The 17674-nt window shown below is 70.0% G+C and carries 16 protein-coding genes; 12 read left to right on the top strand and 4 right to left on the bottom strand.

All coding sequences use genetic code 11. The annotated features are described in order from the left end of the window. Window positions 1–24: 24 nt before the first annotated feature. The 4 genes from B0I29_RS30060 to B0I29_RS30045 form a co-directional block, all read right to left on the bottom strand. Complete coding sequence (locus tag B0I29_RS30060; protein WP_111652489.1) at window positions 25–999, bottom strand: LacI family DNA-binding transcriptional regulator; 975 nt, start codon at window positions 997–999, stop codon at window positions 25–27. A gap of 31 nt (window positions 1000–1030) precedes the next feature. Beyond that, on the bottom strand, window positions 1031–1801 hold the full coding sequence (locus B0I29_RS30055) for a hypothetical protein (protein ID WP_111652488.1): 771 nt from the start codon (window positions 1799–1801) through the stop codon (window positions 1031–1033). Window positions 1802–2567: 766 nt separating this feature from the next. Beyond that, window positions 2568–3218, bottom strand: a complete 651-nt coding sequence (locus tag B0I29_RS30050) for a response regulator (RefSeq protein ID WP_111652487.1) — start codon at window positions 3216–3218, stop codon at window positions 2568–2570. Continuing rightward, the gene (locus B0I29_RS30045; protein ID WP_111652486.1) at window positions 3215–4417 is read right to left on the bottom strand and encodes a sensor histidine kinase; all 1203 of its coding nucleotides are present in this window, start codon (window positions 4415–4417) and stop codon (window positions 3215–3217) included. Before B0I29_RS30045 ends, B0I29_RS30050 begins: the two co-directional genes overlap by 4 nt. Window positions 4418–4541: 124 nt before the next feature. On the opposite strand from B0I29_RS30045, the gene B0I29_RS30040 reads away from it, so the two are divergent. The 12 genes from B0I29_RS30040 to B0I29_RS29985 all read left to right on the top strand — a co-directional run bounded on the left by B0I29_RS30040 (window position 4542) and on the right by B0I29_RS29985 (window position 17402). Next, complete coding sequence (locus B0I29_RS30040) at window positions 4542–5267, top strand: ABC transporter ATP-binding protein (protein ID WP_111652485.1); 726 nt, start codon at window positions 4542–4544, stop codon at window positions 5265–5267. Further along, window positions 5264–5956: a hypothetical protein gene (locus B0I29_RS30035; protein WP_111652484.1), complete on the top strand. Its 693-nt coding sequence runs from the start codon at window positions 5264–5266 to the stop codon at window positions 5954–5956. The genes B0I29_RS30040 and B0I29_RS30035 overlap by 4 nt, the downstream gene beginning before the upstream one ends. Before the next feature lie 89 nt (window positions 5957–6045). Beyond that, entirely contained in the window at window positions 6046–7218 is a 1173-nt protein-coding gene (locus tag B0I29_RS30030) for an LLM class flavin-dependent oxidoreductase (RefSeq protein WP_111652483.1), read from the top strand. 20 nt (window positions 7219–7238) lie between these two features. Next, window positions 7239–8423: an LLM class flavin-dependent oxidoreductase gene (locus B0I29_RS30025; RefSeq protein ID WP_245972819.1), complete on the top strand. Its 1185-nt coding sequence runs from the start codon at window positions 7239–7241 to the stop codon at window positions 8421–8423. A 17-nt stretch (window positions 8424–8440) separates the two neighbouring features. Beyond that, window positions 8441–9796 (top strand): NtaA/DmoA family FMN-dependent monooxygenase, encoded by a 1356-nt coding sequence (locus B0I29_RS30020; protein ID WP_111652481.1) that lies wholly within the window; start codon window positions 8441–8443, stop codon window positions 9794–9796. Between the two features lie 350 nt (window positions 9797–10146). Next, complete coding sequence (locus B0I29_RS30015) at window positions 10147–11196, top strand: ABC transporter substrate-binding protein (RefSeq protein WP_220091431.1); 1050 nt, start codon at window positions 10147–10149, stop codon at window positions 11194–11196. Further along, window positions 11193–11984, top strand: coding sequence for an ABC transporter ATP-binding protein (locus B0I29_RS30010; RefSeq protein ID WP_111652479.1), 792 nt, complete (start codon window positions 11193–11195; stop codon window positions 11982–11984). The genes B0I29_RS30015 and B0I29_RS30010 overlap by 4 nt, the downstream gene beginning before the upstream one ends. Next, a complete protein-coding gene (locus tag B0I29_RS30005) occupies window positions 11965–12816 on the top strand; it encodes an ABC transporter permease (protein WP_220091430.1) in 852 nt (283 codons plus the stop codon). Before B0I29_RS30010 ends, B0I29_RS30005 begins: the two co-directional genes overlap by 20 nt. Next, window positions 12813–13472 carry a YcnI family copper-binding membrane protein gene (locus B0I29_RS30000; protein ID WP_111652478.1) on the top strand — a complete coding sequence of 220 codons (660 nt, stop codon included), beginning with the start codon at window positions 12813–12815 and terminating at the stop codon, window positions 13470–13472. Before B0I29_RS30005 ends, B0I29_RS30000 begins: the two co-directional genes overlap by 4 nt. Before the next feature lie 3 nt (window positions 13473–13475). Beyond that, on the top strand, window positions 13476–15023 hold the full coding sequence (locus B0I29_RS29995) for a copper resistance CopC/CopD family protein (protein ID WP_111652477.1): 1548 nt from the start codon (window positions 13476–13478) through the stop codon (window positions 15021–15023). Between the two features lie 10 nt (window positions 15024–15033). Next, window positions 15034–15912, top strand: coding sequence for a MetQ/NlpA family ABC transporter substrate-binding protein (locus B0I29_RS29990; RefSeq protein WP_220091429.1), 879 nt, complete (start codon window positions 15034–15036; stop codon window positions 15910–15912). Then, on the top strand, window positions 15909–17402 hold the full coding sequence (locus tag B0I29_RS29985; protein ID WP_111652475.1) for an MFS transporter: 1494 nt from the start codon (window positions 15909–15911) through the stop codon (window positions 17400–17402). The genes B0I29_RS29990 and B0I29_RS29985 overlap by 4 nt, the downstream gene beginning before the upstream one ends. Window positions 17403–17674 lie beyond the last annotated feature (272 nt).

The following is a 17674-nucleotide window of genomic DNA, read 5'->3' as shown; positions in this document are numbered from 1 at the left end:
GCGTTTGCTGCCCCGAGTCAAGCTTCAGCTGGAGCCGCGGACCGTCAGGGTGGTCGGCAGCCGGCCCGGTGCCGGCAGGGCCGGGTCGAGCAGGTGGTGGATCGCCGAGGCGGCCTCGTCCTCGACCGGCATGTACACCGAGGACAGATCGGCGGCCTCGGCCAGGGTGCTGCCGTCGAAGCCGACGACCGCGACGTCGTGCGGCACCCGGCGGCCGGCCTCGCGCAGCGCCTGGAGCACACCCATCGCGGTGACGTCGCAGGCCGCGAAGACCGCGTCGAGCCGGGGCTCGCGGGCCAGCAGTTCGACGGTCGCCGCGTACGCACGGGCCCGGGTGAAGTCGCCGTCGGCGGCGACCACGGTCTGGGCCGCGCCGGCCATCACCCGCAGGAATCCGGCCCTGCGTTCCAGCGCGCACGGCGTGGGCGGGCCGAAGACCGCGCCGATCCGCTGGCGGCCGGTGCTGACCAGATGCATGGCGGCCTGGTAGCCGCCGCTGTCGTTGTCCGGGGCGACGAATGTGACGCCCGGCGCCGACCGGCCCAGGGCGACCGTGCGGGAACGTCGTGCGTACGCCGCACCGGCCGGCCCCGAAACGTTGATGAGCAGGCGTCCGAACGGTGGGTCGTCGTCTCGGGTGCCAGGGGCTGCCGGGGCCTCGGCGACACGGCGTACCTCCAGGGAGATGTCCTGATCGCCGAGCGCGCGCATGGCGCCGGTCAGCACCCGGCCGTAGAACGGCTTGGCGCTCATCGCTGCCGGATCCGGATCGACGATCAGCACCTCGATGCGTTCACGCCGCGCCGCGCTCGCTTTGCCGGTGGCCAGCGCGCGGGCCACCGTGTGCGGCTCGAAACCGAGCCGCGCGGCGACCGCGCGCACGTGGTCACGCATGGTCTCCGACGTGCCGTACATGCCGTTGATCGCCCGGGATGCGGTCGCCCGCGAGACCCCGGCCACGCGGGCGACATCAGCGAGGGTGGCGCGCTTCCCGTCCATGCCGGCAACGATAACGCCGATCGATGCCGGCCTACGGACGCGGGAAGCCCATCGTCGGGTGCGGCGGGCCGTCCAGGGCCGCGGAGACGAGATCGGCGAGCTCCCAATACGACACTTCACCCTGCTCCGAGGCGTGGTACGCCAAGGCGTTGACGATTCCCTCCCAGTCCGAACCGCTCATCGTCACCTGCGCCCGGGATGACGTACTCCTGGCAGCGATCGCGATCGGCTCGTGGGCCGAGGTGCCGCCGCCGACGTATGTCTCGACCGGCCCCATCACGTCGCTGATCCTGCGCCAGGTCGCGGTGGGCAGCACGACGTCGTATCCGCGGCTGTCGTCCAGACCGAGGTCGTCCAGGGTCTTGCCGGCGATGGTGAACTCGCACCACGGCGACCAGCCGCCCGCCGGAACGGACGGCGGGGTGCCGCGCACCCGCCAGCGGTACGACTCACCCTGCCGCAACCGGGTCCCGAGCATGGCGAGATCCAGTTCGGCGGTCAGGACACGCTCACCGAAGCGGTAACCGGGCTGGTCGAGGTCCTGAGCGTGGGCGCGGTCGCTGATGCCGCGCAGCTGAACGGTCGAGGCGATCTCGGTAAGGCCGGGCACTGGCGTGAACGACGAGGACAACACCGGGAACACCGTGTCCAGGACCGGCCTGTTCGGCCCGGTCACGCAGCCCCGGCCGTCAGTGGACAGGCCGGTCGGCAGAGCGGCGCCGGCGTATTCGGGGTCGGCGGGGTCGGCGGGGTCCTCGTTTGATCGTCCGGCGGTGCTGGTCCAGGTGTAGTCGCAGGTCACCGCGTCAGATCTGGGGTAGGGGCGCGTTGCGGTGGCGATTTGACAGGCGGCAATCGAGAGGGGCGCGCCGGACTGGGAGGTCGAGGGTCCGGTGCTGGTTGGTTCGGTGCTGGTTGGTTCGGTGCCTGTCGGTTTGGTGCTTGTCGGTTTGGTGAGCGTCGGCGCTGCGCTTGTCGAACCGGTAGGTTCCGGCCCGGCGAAGCGGGTTACTCCGGCCACCGTGAAGACGACAGCCACCGCCCCGATCGCGATCCACCGACGTGCCATCCGACCCCCTCCTGCCGATCCGAGTAGATCGGCAGGAGGGGCGGTGGGTTGAGTATTTTCGGCTGGGTCTTGTGGCGCGGCCAGTCGAGCCGGGGTGGTGAGCTGAGCGGGGGCGGGGTGCCGAGCCGGGGGTGGCGAGCTGAGTCGGGGGGTGGCGAGCTGAGCCGAGGCGGCCAGCTGAGCAGACGCGTGCGGGTGCGGCGACGCGTGCGGGTGTGGCGAGCATCCGGCGTTCCCGGATCAGGGCGCGCCTGAGGCCGGGCCGAGGAGGTTGGCGGGGTGGCTGGTGGTCGTTGGTTTCGGGCCAGGCTCAGGGCGCCCGTGGCTGGGGTGGCGGCGGTCGGCGGGGATGGCGGTGGTCGATGGTGGCCGGTGGCCGGTGGCCGGTGGCCGGTGGCCGGTGGCCCGTGGCTGGCGGCCGGTGGCCCGTGGCTGGCGGCCCGTGGCCCGTGGCTGGCGGCCCGTGGCTGGCGGTCGTTGGTCGCTGGTGGTCATTGGTTCAAGGGGCGACGAGGCCGGCGCGGTAGGCGAGGATGACCAGCTGGATTCGGTCGCGGGCGGTGAGTTTGGACATCAGCCGCCCGACGTAGCTCTTCACCGTCGGCGTGGTGATGTGCAGCCGCTCGGCGATCTCGGCATTGGTGGCGCCCATGCCGACCAGGACGAGGACCTCGCGCTCGCGGTCGGTGACTCCGGACAGGTCGGGTAGCTCGGTGACCGGCCCGGGACGGCTGGTGATCATCTGGATGAGGCGGCGGGTGACGCTCGGGGCGATCAGCGCATCGCCGGCAGCGACCACCCGGATCGCGGCGACGATCTCGTCGAGAGACATGTCCTTGACGAGGAAGCCCGAGGCCCCGGCCTGCAGAGCGCCATAAACGTACGCGTCCTCGGGGAACGTCGTCAGCACCACGATCCTGGGCGGCTCGGCCGTGGCGGTGATCAGCCGGGTCGCCTCGATGCCGTCCATGCACGGCATCCGGATGTCCATCAGGATGACGTCCGGCTTGAGCTCGGCGGCGAGCCGGACAGCCTCCACCCCCGTCGCAGCCTCTCCGACGACCTCGATGCCGTCGGCGTCGGTGATCACCATCTGTAGTGCGTCGCGCACCATGGCGTGATCGTCGGCGAGAAGTACCCGCATGGTCATGTCGTCTCTCCACCCGGGTCGACGGGCAGCCGGGCAGCCACCCGGAAACCGCCCTCGGCGCGGAACCCGGCGCTTATCGTGCCGCGCAGCAACGCGACGCGTTCGTGCAGGCCGAGCAGGCCGTATCCACCGTCCGTGCCCTCCCCGCCCTCCCCGCCCTGGCCGTCGTCGACCACCTCGATCTTCAGATCGGCCGGAAGGTACGACACCGAGATGTCACAGGTCCCGGCATCCGCGTGCCGCAGCACGTTGGTGAGCGACTCCTGGATGATCCGATAGGCGGAGAGCTCCACGTCGGCGGGCAACGGCCGGCGGTGACCGGCCCAGTGCACCTCGACCCGTACGCCGGAGCCGGAGGCTGCGGTGCTCACCAGGTGGGTGACGTCGGCCAGCGTCGGAGCCGGTCTCAGTGGCGCGGCGTCCTCGTCATGGGGGAGGCGCAGGCCGCCGAGCATCCGGCGCAGGCCCGCAAGGGTGTCGCGGCTGATCGTCTCGATAGCCTCCAGCGCGTCGCGTGCCCGGTCGGGCCGGGTACCGATGACCCGGGCCGCGGCACCGGCCTGGAGGGCGATGACGCCGACGCTGTGCGCGACATGGTCGTGCAGCTCGCGAGAGATGCGGAGCCGTTCCGCCACGACGGCCTGCGCGGCGGCCTGCTCGCTGAGTCTGCGGGCGTAGCCGCGCGCCTGGCGGATCGAGAAGCTGAGCAGACCTGCCACGACGAGTGGCGACAGCATGTATGCCACCCAGAGGGTCCAGCGCATCGGCAGCCCGGCGGTCAGAGCCATCAACGGCGGGGCTGTCAGCATCGGGACCAGGGCGACCGCCCATGTCCACGGCGGGCGGGACACGACGAGGTAGCCGAAGACGATGTCGGCGGCGAGCAGGAAGTGAGCGAGCAGGGTCTCGGGAGCGTTCGCGAGACCCTGCTCGCCGACAGCGAGGATCAGCACGACCGCCGGGACCACCAGAAGGAACAGTGCCGGGAGCGGACGGGAACGGATCTGCCAGCACGCCACCGCCGCTGCGGCGATCGAGAGCGCGACCAGGGCCCAGCGCCAGGCCGGCCGGTCGGCGAGCCCGCCGGGCATGCCCGGCAATCCGGAATAGCCGCGCAAGGTGACGAACGCGGCGATGCCCCAAATCAACGCCGCCCAGCCGGCGAGCGGCAGGGGGCGGAATCGCGACGTGGCAGGCATGCCGCCGATCGTATCGACGCCGGCGGAGATGCGAATCCGACCACGGTCTGACTACCCAGGTCGATAGTGGATGCCTGCCGTGGGCCGATGACGCGGCGATGCGGCCCGCGAGACCGTAATCGGCATGATTCAAGTCGACGAGCTGGTCAAGCGCTACCGGGCCACCACCGCGGTGGCGGGACTGTCCTTCATCGCCCGGCCGGGCCGGGTCACCGGTTTCCTCGGGCCGAACGGCGCGGGCAAGACCACGACGCTGCGGGTGCTGCTGGGCCTTGACGCGCCGACCAGCGGCAGAGCCACCATCAGCGGGGTGTCCTTCCGGTCCCATCGGCGCGGCTTGCGGCATGCGGGCGCGCTGCTCGACGCGCAGCAGGCCCACCCTGGCCGGACGGCGGCCGTTCACCTGGCGGCCCTCGCCCGCAGCAACGGACTTCCCCGCGGCCGGGTCGACGAGGTGCTCGGCGAGACCGGCCTGACCAGCGTCGCCGGCCGCCGGGTCGGCGCGTTCTCGCTCGGCATGCGCCAGCGCCTCGGCGTGGCGACCGCGCTGCTCGGCGACCCGCCGGTCCTGATTTTCGACGAGCCGGTCAACGGGATGGACCCGGAGGGTGTCCGCTGGGCGCGGAGCCTGTTCCGGCGGCTCGCCGCCGAAGGCCGCACCGTCTTCCTCTCCAGCCATCTGATCGGTGAGATGGCGGAGACGGCCGACGAGATCGTCGTCATCGGGCAGGGCCGGCTGCTGGCCGCCGGGCCGATCCAGGACCTGGCCGGCCCATCGGGTTCCCTGGAGGAGGCCTTCTTCGCACTGACCGCGGGCAGCGTCGATTACCGGGCCGGTGGTGCCCGATGACCGCCCTCATCGCTTCGGAGTGGTTGAAGGCCCGCTCGCTGCGCTCTACCTGGTGGACGCTCGGGCTGACCGTCGTGGTCGTCCTCGCGTCGGCCGCGATCGACAGCGAGGACACCTTCTTTCCTCTGGCGGGTTGCCTGGTGCTGATCGTGGCGGCCACCGCGTCCGGCGCGTCCGCCATGGCAGGCGAGTACAGCAGCGGCCTGATCCGGGCGACGGCCGTGGCCGTGCCGGCGCGGTCGGCAGTGCTGCTGGCGAAAGCCGCCGTGATCACCCTGATGTGGACGGTGGTGGGCGTGGGCGCCACAGCGGGCTCGGTCGCTGTCGCGGGGCAGTCGAGGATGCCCGGCATGCCGGAAACGGTGGCCGCGATTCTGGTCGGGCCGGTGTGCGCCCTGGTCGGGCTGGGCATCGCGGTGATCTTGCGGCACGCCGGCGCGGTCTATGTGACCGGTGTCCTGCTGCTGGTGGCCGCACCGCAGCTGCTGACCGGCGACGACCCGGCCGTCAGGGCGGTCCACCACGCGATGATCCTCCCGGGCTGGCAGCGCCTGACCATGGCGTACGGCGCTCCGGAAGCCGTCGGCGACCTTTACACGAGCGCGACGACGGCATGGCTCGCGTTCCTGCTCTGGCCGCTGGTGTTCCTGGCCGTGGCCCTCGCGGTGCATCGAAGGCGGGACGTGTGAACGTCACGCATAACATTCTAATCCTATAGCTTTAATAGACTAATCGCTCACGGGTCTCTAGAGTCCGAAACAGGGAACGGAGGACATCAATGACCACGACGCCCCTGGCGGTTCTCGACCTCATACCCCTCAGCAGCGGCGACGGCCCGGCCGAGGCCGTGCGCAACGCGATCGATCTCGCCCAGCACACCGAACGTCTCGGATACCAGCGGTACTGGTTCGCCGAGCACCACCTCAACCCCGGTGTCCTCGGCGCCTCGCCGGCCGTCTCGATCGCGCTGGTGGCCGGAGCCACCAGCACCATCCGGGTCGGCTCCGCCGGGGTGCAGCTCGGCCACCGCCAGCCCCTCGCCATCGTCGAGGAGTTCGGGCTCCTCGACGCCGCCTACCCCGGCCGCCTCGACCTCGGCCTCGGCCGTTCGATCGGCAGACAGAAAACAGCAGGTGACGCCGAGGGAGGAAACGCCGAGGCTGTCGCGGCGTACCTCGCCAAACGAGGGAACGGCGCGCACACCGTCGAGGAGACCGCCGACAACGGCCTGCTGCTGCCCAAGCAGTACGACTTCACCCGGCTGCTGACCACCTCGGCCACCAAGATCGCCACCCAGCTGGCGTTGCTGCAGCAACCGGGCGCCTACACACCGGACTACACATCGCAGATCAGCGACATCCTCGCCTTCCTCGCCGGCACCTACACCTCACCCGCCGGTGTCGGAGCGCACGCCTACCCCGGCGAGGGCGCCGCGATCCAGGTGTGGATCCTCGGCGCCTCCGGTGGCGCCAGCGCGAGCGTGGCCGGGGAGAAAGGTCTGCGATTCGTCGCCAGCTATCACCACAGTCCGAGCACCGTCATCGACGCCGTCAGCGCGTACCGAAAAGCCTTCCGTCCGTCGGCGGAGCTCGCGGAGCCGCACATCTCGGTCTCCGCCGATGTGGTCGTCGGCGACACCGATGCGCACGCGGCCGAGCTGGCCGCCGGGTACGGCCTGTGGGTACGCAGCATCCGGAAGGGATCCGGCGCGATCCCGTTCCCCACACCCGAGCAGGCAGCCCGGCACGAGTGGAGCGAACAGGATCGCGAACTCGTCCGGGACCGCACCGAAACCCAGCTCACCGGCTCTCCCCGGACCGTCGCGGACAGGCTCGAGCAGCTGCGCGACGCCACCGGCGCGCATGAGCTGGCGATCACCACCATCACCCACGATCACACCGACCGGGTGCGTTCCTACCAGCTGCTGGCTGAGGAATGGTCCCGGCGGTGAGTGCCGGAAAGGAAACCTCTGTGACTCAGCTTCATCTCGCCGTCGCCCTGGACGGCGCCGGCTGGCACCCGGCCGCCTGGCGCACCCCGCAGGCACGGCCTCGCGACCTGCTGACCGCCGGATACTGGTCCGGCCTGCTAGCCGAGGCCGAGCGCGGATTGCTGGACTTCGCGACCATCGACGACTCGCTCACCATCCAATCCGCCGACCCCTTCGCCCCGGACGAGCGCACCGACCAGGTCCGGGGACGGCTCGACGCCGTGGGGATCGCGGCCCGCGTCGCACCCGTGACCGAGTACATCGGTGTCGTCCCGGTCGTGACCACCACCCACACCGAGCCGTTCCACACCGCGAAGAACATCGCCACCCTCGACTACGTCAGCACCGGCCGGGCCGGCGTCCAGATCCGGACCGGTGGCTTTGGCGGCGAGGCAGCGCTGTTCGGCCGCCGGGAGCTGCCGGACCTGAACCTGCGGCTGCTGAACACGCCGGAGATCCAGCAGTTCGTCGCCGAGCGCTTCGACGAGGCCGCCGACTACGTCGAGGTGGTCCGCCGGCTCTGGGACAGCTGGCAGGACGACGCCGAGATCCGCGACGTGACGACCGGCCGGTTCATCGACCGCGACCGGTTGCACCGGATCAACTTCGAGGGCCGGTGGTTCTCGGTGCGAGGCCCGTCGATCACCCCGCGGCCGCCGCAGGGCCAGCCGCTGGTCACCGCGCTCGGGCACGCGACCGTGCCGTACCGGCTGGCCGCCCGCCAGGCCGACGTGCTGTTCGTGACGCCACTCGACACCGCCGGCGCGATCCGGATCCGTGACGAGGTGCTGCGGGAGGTGGCCGCGGCGGGCCGCGACGGCCAGCTGAAGATCTTCGCCGACCTGCTGGTCCACCTCGACACGGACAAAGCAAGGCCGGACAAAGCAAGGCCGGACAAAGCCGCCACGAGCGACCACGTCTCCGACGCGCGGATCCTGGCCGGCAGTGTCACCACGATCGCCGACCACATCGAGGAGCTGCACCAGCTCGGTTACGACGGGGTGCGGCTGCGGCCCGGTGTGCTGCCGGACGACCTGACCGCGATCACCGGCCTGCTCGTGCCGGAGCTGCAGCGCCGAGGCTTGTTCCGGACGCGGTACACGTCGTCCACACTGCGCGGCCATCTCGGCCTCGACCGCCCGACCAGCCGTTACCAGCCCGTTTAGAACGAACGGAAGTCACTGTGAGCAAACCCCGGAAACAGATCATTCTCGGTCACTACCTGGGCGGGGTGAACCACTCGACCGTCTGGTCGGACCCGGACGCCGGCAGCCAGATCGACTTCGCCACGTTCCGGCACGCCGCGCAGGCCGCCGAGCGCGGCAAGTTCGACTTCTTCTTCCTCGCCGAAGGCCTCGCGCTGCGGGAACGCCAGGGCGAGATCTTCGACCAGGACGTCATCGGCCGCCCGGACGCGATCACCGTGCTCACCGCTCTCGCCGCGGTCACCGAGCATCTCGGCCTGATCGCCACGGTCAACGCCACCTTCAACGAGCCGTACGAACTGGCCCGCCAACTCGCCACGCTGGACCACCTGTCCGGAGGCCGGGCCGGTTGGAACATCGTCACCTCGTCGGACGCGTTCACCGGCGGGAACTTCCGCCGGGGTGGCTTCCTGGACCGGGCCGACCGATACACCCGCGCCGAGGAATTCCTGGCCGCCGCCCGGCAGCTGTGGGACTCGTGGGCCGACGACGACATCGTCGCCGACAAGGAGAGCGGGCAATTCCTGCGGCGACCGGACGCCGGGTCGTTCGCGTTCAGCGGCCGGCAGTTCGACATCAGTGGCCGGTTCACCGTGCCCCGCAGCCCGCAGGGACAGCCCGTCATCCTGCAGGCCGGAGTCTCCTCCGAGGGGCGAGAGTTCGCCGCAGGCGGGGGACCGGACGCGATCTTCTCGCCGTACCACACCCTGGCCGAGGCGCAGGCGTTCTACCGCGACATCCGGCAGCGCTCCGGGGTACCCGGGCGTCCGAAGGTGCTGCCCGGCGCGTCGTTCGTGCTCGGTGACACCGAGGCCGACGCGATCGAACGGCACCGCGAGATCACGTACGCGCAGATCAGCGGCCGTGGGGCGCAGGTCCTGCTGGAGACCGTCTGGAACCGTGACCTGTCAGCCTTCGACCCGGACGGTCCGCTGCCCGACGTGGATCCGGACACCGAAGCGCCGCCGTTCATCCAGGGCCGGGCGCGGATCCACCAGAACGCGCCCGAGACGGTCGCGCAGTGGCGGGAGATCGCCGAGGCCAACAAATACACCCTGCGTGAGCTGGCGATCCACGTGTTCGGTCGGACCGAGTTCGTCGGCACACCCACACAGGTGGCCGACCGGCTCGACGCCTTCGTGCAGAGCGACGGCTCCGACGGCTTCATCATCGGCTCGCACCTGACACCGGCCGGGATCGACGAGTTCGTCGATCGCGTGGTCCCGCTGTTGCAGGAGCGCGGATCGCTGCGTACCGAATACGAAGGCACGACCCTGCGCGACAACCTGGGCCTGCCCGCGCTCACCGGACAGGTGACACCGGCCCGGGTCTGAGACCGGGCAACAGCCGTACACAACGCCACGGCGGTGCGCGAACGCGCGCACTGTCCCGCAGCCATGCCCTGCCACAAGAAGACCGCGCACGGCTCCAGAAAAGGCCGGGCATGGCTGCGGGAAAGGCCGTGCCCTGCCCGGAGAACCCCAGGTGAGAACGGCACAAGCGTGAAGCTCAGCTACAGCATTCGTGAAGCCCGGCAGCGTTGATAGCCGACTACGGCCACTTGAGACTGATTCGAGTACCGACCAGGGCAAACGCGCTGGCGGAGGCCTGAGTCTGCACCGTAAGGAAAGGAACCGCCATGAGCCCTTCCGGTAGAAAGTGGAGAGCGACCGCAGCAGGTGCGGTGCTCGTCACCGTCGCCTCGCTGCTGGCCGGCTGCGGCGGCGACGACGCCGGCGGTGACTTCGTGAGTTTCCGGTTCGCCAACTCGCCGACCGCGCTGTCGCTGGTCCGCATCGCCGACGAGCTCGGTTACTGGAAGGACGCCGGCGTTCGCCCCGAGTACGTCGGGCCGGCGACCACGGTGCCCGCGACCCAGCTGCTCGACCAGGGCAAGGTGGACATCGCCACCGGTATGCAGAGCGACAACATCACCGCGTACTCCAAGGGCGTCAAGGGGTTCACGCTGATCGCCTCCAGCATGCTCGACCTGCCGGAAGAGCCGCACATGTCGTACTTCACCAAGGCCGGCTCGCCGATCAACAAGAACAACTGGAAAGCCATCGAGGGCGGCAAGATCGGCGTATCCGGCTTCAACAGCTGCACCGACCTGGTGATCAAGCGGCTGCTCAAGGACAACGGCGTCGACCTGAACAAGGTCGAGTTCGTCGAGCTGAAGAACGAGCTGGTCGCGCCGGCGCTGGACAAGGGCGAGATCGACCTCGGCGTCTTCCACCCGCCGCTGATCGGCGTGCTGCTGAGCCAGAAGGAGAAGTTCACTCAGATCGCCACGTCGTTCGACGACTGGGGCGAGCTGGGCGGCCAGGCGCCGTTCAAGGCGAGCAACATCTGGCTCAAGAAGAACCCCGAGGCGGCCCGTGAGTTCGTCGGCATCATCGCCAAGACGGCGAACTGGGCCAACGAGCACCCGAAGGAGTCGGCCGAGATCGCCGGCAAGACCACCGGGTACCCGGTGGAGCAGACCACGAACTGGCACTACGCGCCGAACGCGCTGCTCGACAAGGAGAGCCTGCAGCTCTGGTGGGACCTGGTCGAGGAGGTCGGCGAGGTCACCCCGACGTGGCGTGAGGTGACGATCGAGCAGATGGCGACGAACGCCTACAACCCGTACGCCAAGACGGCCGACCTGCTGGTCTCGCAGACCCAGAACAAGACGATCATCAGGGACACCCAGAACACCGGGATCCTGGACAGCCCGCTGGTGCAGAAATGACGACGGCCGTTCAGACCGCCAAGATCGCGGCACACGGCGTCGAGAAAGAGTTCCCGGGCAACAAGGTCCTCGAGGACTTCGACCTCCAGATCAAGGGCGGCGAGTTCCTCTCCCTGCTCGGGCCCAGCGGCTGCGGCAAGTCGACGTTCCTGAACATCCTGGCCGGCCTGGAGACCTACGACGGCGGTGACGTCCTGGTCGACGGCAAGCACGTCGAGGGTGTGAACAAGGACGTCGGCGTCGTCTTCCAGAGCTACGCGCTGTTCCCGTGGCTCACCGCGCAGAAGAACGTCGAGGCCGGCCTGAAGATCCGGGGCGTGCCCCGCAAGGAACGCCGGGACCGCGCCGCCGAGGTGCTCAGGACCGTCGGGCTGCAGACGGCCGCGAACCGGCTACCGCACCAGCTCTCCGGCGGCATGCGCCAGCGTGTCGCGATCGCCCGGATCCTCGCCTACGAGCCGGACGTCCTGCTCTTCGACGAGCCGTTCGCCGCCCTGGACGCACAGACCCGCGAGTTCCTCCAGGGCGAGCTTCTGCGGATCTGGGAGAACGGCACGACGAAGAAGACCGTCCTCTTCGTCACCCACTCGATCGACGAGGCGATCTTCCTGTCCGACCGGATCGCCGTGATGACCCGCGCGCCCGGCCGGGTCAAGGCCCTGATCGACGTCGATCTGCCGCGTCCGCGTACCAGCGAGTCCCGCAACACCGAGGACTTCATCCATATCCGTTCGCAGGTCGCGCGGATCCTCGAGGAGGAGGTGCGCCTTGGCACCGACAATCACTGAGCCGCAGCGGGCTCAGAAACAGGAGCCGGCCGCGCCGCCGATTACCAGACCCCAGCGCCGCAAAGCACTCAAGTACGACAGCCTGATCTACGGCACGGTCGGCCTCCTCGGCTTCCTGCTGGTCTGGTGGCTGGTGATCGATCGCGGACTGATCAGCTCGCTGTACCTGGCCACCCCGCAGGAGACGCTGAAGGCCTTCGTCGACGGCATCGCGGACGGCTCGATCCCGGCCGACGCGTGGCCGAGCATCCAGCGCGCGGTGATCGGCTTCGGGATCGCCCTGGTCGTCGGGATCGTGCTGGGCATCCTGGTCGGCTCGGTCCCGGTCTTCGGCAAGCTCGCCGAGCCGGTCCTGCTCTTCTTCCGCAACCTGTCGCTGCTGGCCCTGCTGCCGGTCTTCGTCGCGTTCCTCGGCATCGGCGAGGAGTCGAAAGTCGCCATCGTGGTCTGGGCCTGCTTCTGGCCGATCTTCATCAACGCGGTCGGCGCGGTCGGCGGCGTGGAACGCATCCTGATCAACTCGGCCCGCACGCTGGGCGCCGGCAGGCTGTACATATTCAGTCAGGTGGTGCTGCCGGCGGCGCTCCCGTCGTTCTTCCCCGGCATCCGGCTCGCCGCCGCGAACGCCTTCACCGCCCTGGTCGCCGCCGAACTCGTCGGCGGCGCGCAAGGCCTGGGCATCTACATCAACAACGCCAGTTACCGATTCCAGACCCCGCAGATCTACGCGGGCATCCTGACCCTCGGCCTGCTCGGCATCCTGGTCAACGCCCTGATGTCCGGCGCCGAGCGCTACCTCACCCGCTGGCAGCGAGGGCTGACAAGCCGATGAGGACGCGACTCACGGCGGTGCTCCTGCTGGGCGCGACACTCACGCTGATCATCGCGCCTCCGGCGCAGGCTCATGTACGCGTAGAGGGCTCCAGCCCCGGCAAAGGCGGATACGGCCTGGTCCGGTTGACCGTCCCGACCGAGAGCGACACCGCCTCGACGATCGGGCTGACCGTGACCATCCCCGATGACGTCACCCTGAGCTCGGCACGGGTGCTGCCGATCCCCGGCTGGTCGGCGACGGTATCGACCACCGGTCAGCGGGTCACCACCATCACCTGGACCGCCGAGGACAAGAAAGGCCTCGGCCCGGCGGAGTTCGGACTCTTCACGTTCTCTGCCGGACCGTGGCCGAAGGACCGCGACGAGGTGCCGCTGCCCACCACTCAGCGGTACAGCGACGGCACCTCGGTGGAATGGAACGAGGTCGCGGTCGACGCCGTCTCCGAGCCGGAGCATCCCGCCCCGATCGTCACCCTCGGTGAGGCGGCGACCGACCACCACGGCGCGGTGACCACCCACGAGACCCAGCTCGCGGCATCGGAGCAGCAGACGGAGGAGGACACGGACGGCAACGGCACCGAACTCGCGCAATGGGCCCTGATCGGTATCGCCGTCATCCTGGCCGCGTCCGCCGCGGCTCGGCGGGGCCGGTAAGACATGGTCCGCCGACTGGTCGTCGTATTCCTGCTGGCGCTGCTGGGAGCCGGAACAGCACCGTCGCCGGCATGGGCCCACGCGACCCTGGTCGGCACCACCCCCACCGACGGCAGCCACCTGGGCCAGGGTCCGTCCCAGGTGGTCTTCACCCTCAACGAGGCGGTCGCCCTGGTCGAGGGATCGGCGCAGGTCATCGACCAGGACGGCACCCGGCACCGGGTCACGACGGCCGAGCTGAACGCGGACCGCACCGTGGTCACGATCCGTCTCGCCGCAGCCCTGCCGGACGGCTCGTTCCTGGCGACGGCACGGCTGCTCTCGGTGGACACGCACGTCGTGTCGGTGTCGGCTGCGTTCACCGTCGGCGCCGGCGCCGGCCTGCTGACCGCGCCCACCGCCCAGGCCACCAGCAGCGCCGACACGATCGCCTCCTACCTGGCGAAACTGGCGGTGTACCTCGGCGCGGTGTTGTCCAGCGGTGTCCTGCTGGTCAGCGCCTGGCTCTGGCCGCACCTGCGGGAACGCCGCGGCTGGCAGCGCATCGTGCGGTGGGGGAGCGGTTTGCTGATCACCGGCCTGGTGACCCGCCTGGTCATCGAAGCTGGTCATCGCGCCGGCGGCGTCACCCGGATCTCCAGCGAAGCGGCGGGCAGCCTGCTAACGGTGAACCCCGCATTCGGGATCTCGGCGCTGGTCGCGCTCGCGGTCACGATCGTACGGCTGAACCTGCCGGATGTGGGATCGGTGCGCCGGAACCGGATCCTGGCGGTGGTCGTTGCCGCGGCCACGGTCACGGCGGTGGCCTACGGCGGGCACGGCGCCGACCCGCAGCTGTTTCCGTTGCCGCTGGTGCTGACGCTGACGCACGTCTACGCGGTCCTGGCCTGGCTCGGCGGCGTCGCGGTGATCGCGTTCCTGCTGCGCCGCGACATCCCGCGGGCGACGTGGCATCGCTTCGCGGCAACCCACGCCGCGGTGGTGGTGAGCACCGGATTCGGGCTGGGGCTGCTGCGCATCCCTTCGCCCCTGGCCTTCTTGGGTACGGGGTACGGGCGAACGCTGCTGATCAAAGTGGCGCTGGTGGCGCTGGCCCTGGCCGCGGCGGGGCTGGTCCATCGCCGCATCGCGCCCCACCACTTCCTGCGTGCCGAACTGCTACTGGTGACTGCGGTGTTCGGTGCGACCGGCGTGCTGTCGTCGGTGGCTCCGGCGACTGTCACTTACGACCCGCCGGTCAGCACGACGGTGAATTTCGGCAACGGCGCGGTCCTGGACATCACGATCCCGTCGACGCGTCGCGGCCCGCAGCAGCTGATCGTCGCCGCCGCGGCCGGCGCGGACTCCTCACCGGCCGTCGACCTGTCCTCCCGCGAGGCCAATGTGGCGCGCCTGCCGGTCACTTTCGGCGGCGGCGAACCCACTGGCGAGGGCGTGCGCTGGAGCAGCCGTGACCTGGTCGTCCCGGTCTCCGGCAACTGGCAGGTGACGATCACGTTCGACACTCCGGCCGGCCCGCGGGTCGCCTCCTTCTTCTACGACGTCCTCTAGAGGTGCGGTGATGCGACGAATCCGGATGATCGCGGTCCTGGCGGCCTCCGTGATCGGGCTGGCGGCCTGCGGCTCCACGGCCGAGGTCAGCTACAACCGGCCCGACGAGGGCACCCTTCTGATCTACACCGGCGCCGGCGCCTTCCGCGACGTCCTGCGGTACACGGTCGACAACCTGCTCCCGCCGACCACGAAGGTCCAGCTGGTGGACGCGCCCGCGGATGCCAACGAGCGGATCGAGGCAGGAGACGCCGACCTGGCCTTTTATCAGCAGGCGCCGGCGTTCGAGCAGGGCAAGGCGTCCTACCCGTCGCTCAGCGTGGTGTCAAAGGTCAGCGTCGAGCCCTACGCGCTGTACTCGGCGAAGTGGACGGACCTGAAGGAGACCCCGTCCTGGGTCAACATGGGTGTCGTCGAGGACGAGGTCACCGGGCAGAGCCTGCCGCACGGCTCCAAGATCGTCCTGCCGGGCAGCACCGAGAACTTCGCGCGGGGCCTATACCTGCTGCAGAGCGCACACCTGGTCGAGCTGGACCGCCCGTTCGGTGGCGTCACCCCGGTGGACCTGAGCATCACCGAGGCCAACGTCAAGGATTCGCTGCGGCACCTGTCGCTGCTCGGGCTGCACTCCGACGAACGGCTCACGGAGATCTATCCGCAGTACGACGCCCTGGTCCTGAGCCCGCGGCAGGCGGCGATCCTCGGCCTCGACCCGAAGAAGGACGCCCTCGCCGTCGAGCCCGGCCCGAAGAACCCGTGGGCGACAGTGCTGGTCGCCCCGTCCCGGCTGGCCGGCGACCCGCGTCTGCTGGAGCTCACCCACGCGCTGGAGAGCCCGTCGGTGGCCACGTTCCTGACGAGCGGCCCGAACCTACCGGCCACACCATGACGAGCACCCACCCGAACACCGACAGCCACGCCGAAAACCGCGCCAAAGACCGCGCCGAAGACCTGGCCAGAAACCGCGCCGAAGGCCTCGCCGGACGCCCGGTTAAAGCCCACGCCGGGAACCCCGTCGAGGGCCACGCCGACAACCCCGTTGAAATCCACGCCGGGAACCCCGTCGAAACTTACGCCGAGCTGCAAAAACGCGCGTTGCGGGTGCTCGCCGCCGGGCAGGTCGTCGGCGCGGCCGCGCTCGGTTCGGCGATCACCGTGGGCATCTACGTCGTCGAGGACATCGTCGGCGTCGACACCCCGTGGCTCGGGCTCGCCGGCGCCTGCGTCACCGCCGGCGCGGCGATCATGGCGCAACTGCTGTCCCGGGTGATGCGCCGGCGCGGGCGTCGCGCCGGCATGCAGCTCGGGTACGGACTGGCGGCGCTCGGCAGCCTGCTCGCCTTCGCCGGCGTCGAGACCGGCCTGCTGCCGATCTTCCTGGTCGGCCTGGTGCTCTTCGGGGCCGGCACCGCCACCAACCTGCTCGCCCGGTACGCCGCCACCGACCTGGCCGCTCCCGGCCACCGGAGCACGGCGATGGGCCGGATCCTGTTCGCCTCCACATTCGGCGCCATCGCCGGGCCGCTGCTGATCATCCCGGCCGAGCAGGCGGGCGAGTCCTGGTTCGGCCTGGCGAAATATTCCGGCCCGTGGCTGCTCAGCGCCCTGCTCTTCACCGCCACAATGATCAACGTAGCGGTCCGGCTGAGACCCGACCCCTTGCTGATCCTGCAGGTGGTAATGGGAAAAACCAGCGCCACCGCAGGAGCAACCAGCGCCACCACAGGAGCAACCAGCGCCACCACAGGGAAAGCCGGCGCCGCCACGGAGAATGCCGGCGCCGCCACAGGAACAACCAGCGTCGACCGGCCGGTGAGCCTGCCTGTCGCGCTCGCCGCGATCCGCAACGACCCGACCGCCCGGCTGGGCCTGATCGCGATGGTGCTCACCCAGCTCGTGATGATCGGGCTGATGGCGATGGCCCCGGTCGTGATGAAGCATCAGGGCCACGAGACCCTCGGCCCGTTCGTGCTCTCCATCCACCTGGTCGGCATGTACGCGTTCAGCCCTCTCGCGGGCCGCTACGCCGACCGGTTCGGCCCGCGTGCCGCCCTGCGCGCCGGCGTCTGGGTGATGATCGGCTCCAGCGTGCTGTCGCTGGTCGCCGGCCACAGCGTCCTGATCATGTTCCTGTCGATGGGCGCCCTCGGCATCGGCTCCACGATGGGTCTGATCGCCGGATCCAGCCTGCTCAGCGACAACGTCCCGGCCGACGTGCGGGTACAGGTGCAGGGCACCGCCGACCTGCTCACCGCCGCGTCCGGAGGCATCGCCGGCCTAGCCGCCGGCGTCATCCTCACCACGATCGGCTTCGGTCTGCTGGGCGTCGTAGCAGCCCTGCTCACCCTGCCGATCCTGCTCGCTCTCCGGCAGAGCTAGAGGTCAGCGCATGTGCAGCCGTTCGTGTGCGCTCACCGTCGCTCTCCGTCTGGGGCCTCGCGAGCTGCGCGTGTCGACGGTCGTTGCGCAACCTCGCTCACCGCCCCTCTCCGTCCGAGGCCCCGCGAGCTGCGCGTGTCGACGGTCGTTGCGCAACCTCGCTCACCGCCCCTCTCCGTCCAGGGCCCCGCAAGCTGCGCTTAACGATGGCCGTAGCGCAACCTCGTTGTTCGCCCGGCCCGCCCTTTCCATGCTGGAGACACCCGCAAGAA

The sequence above is a fragment of the Actinoplanes lutulentus genome (assembly GCF_003259845.1).
Classification (GTDB): domain Bacteria; phylum Actinomycetota; class Actinomycetes; order Mycobacteriales; family Micromonosporaceae; genus Actinoplanes; species Actinoplanes lutulentus.
Note: the sequence above shows the minus strand (reverse complement) of the source record. Positions and strands in the feature narration are given on the sequence as shown.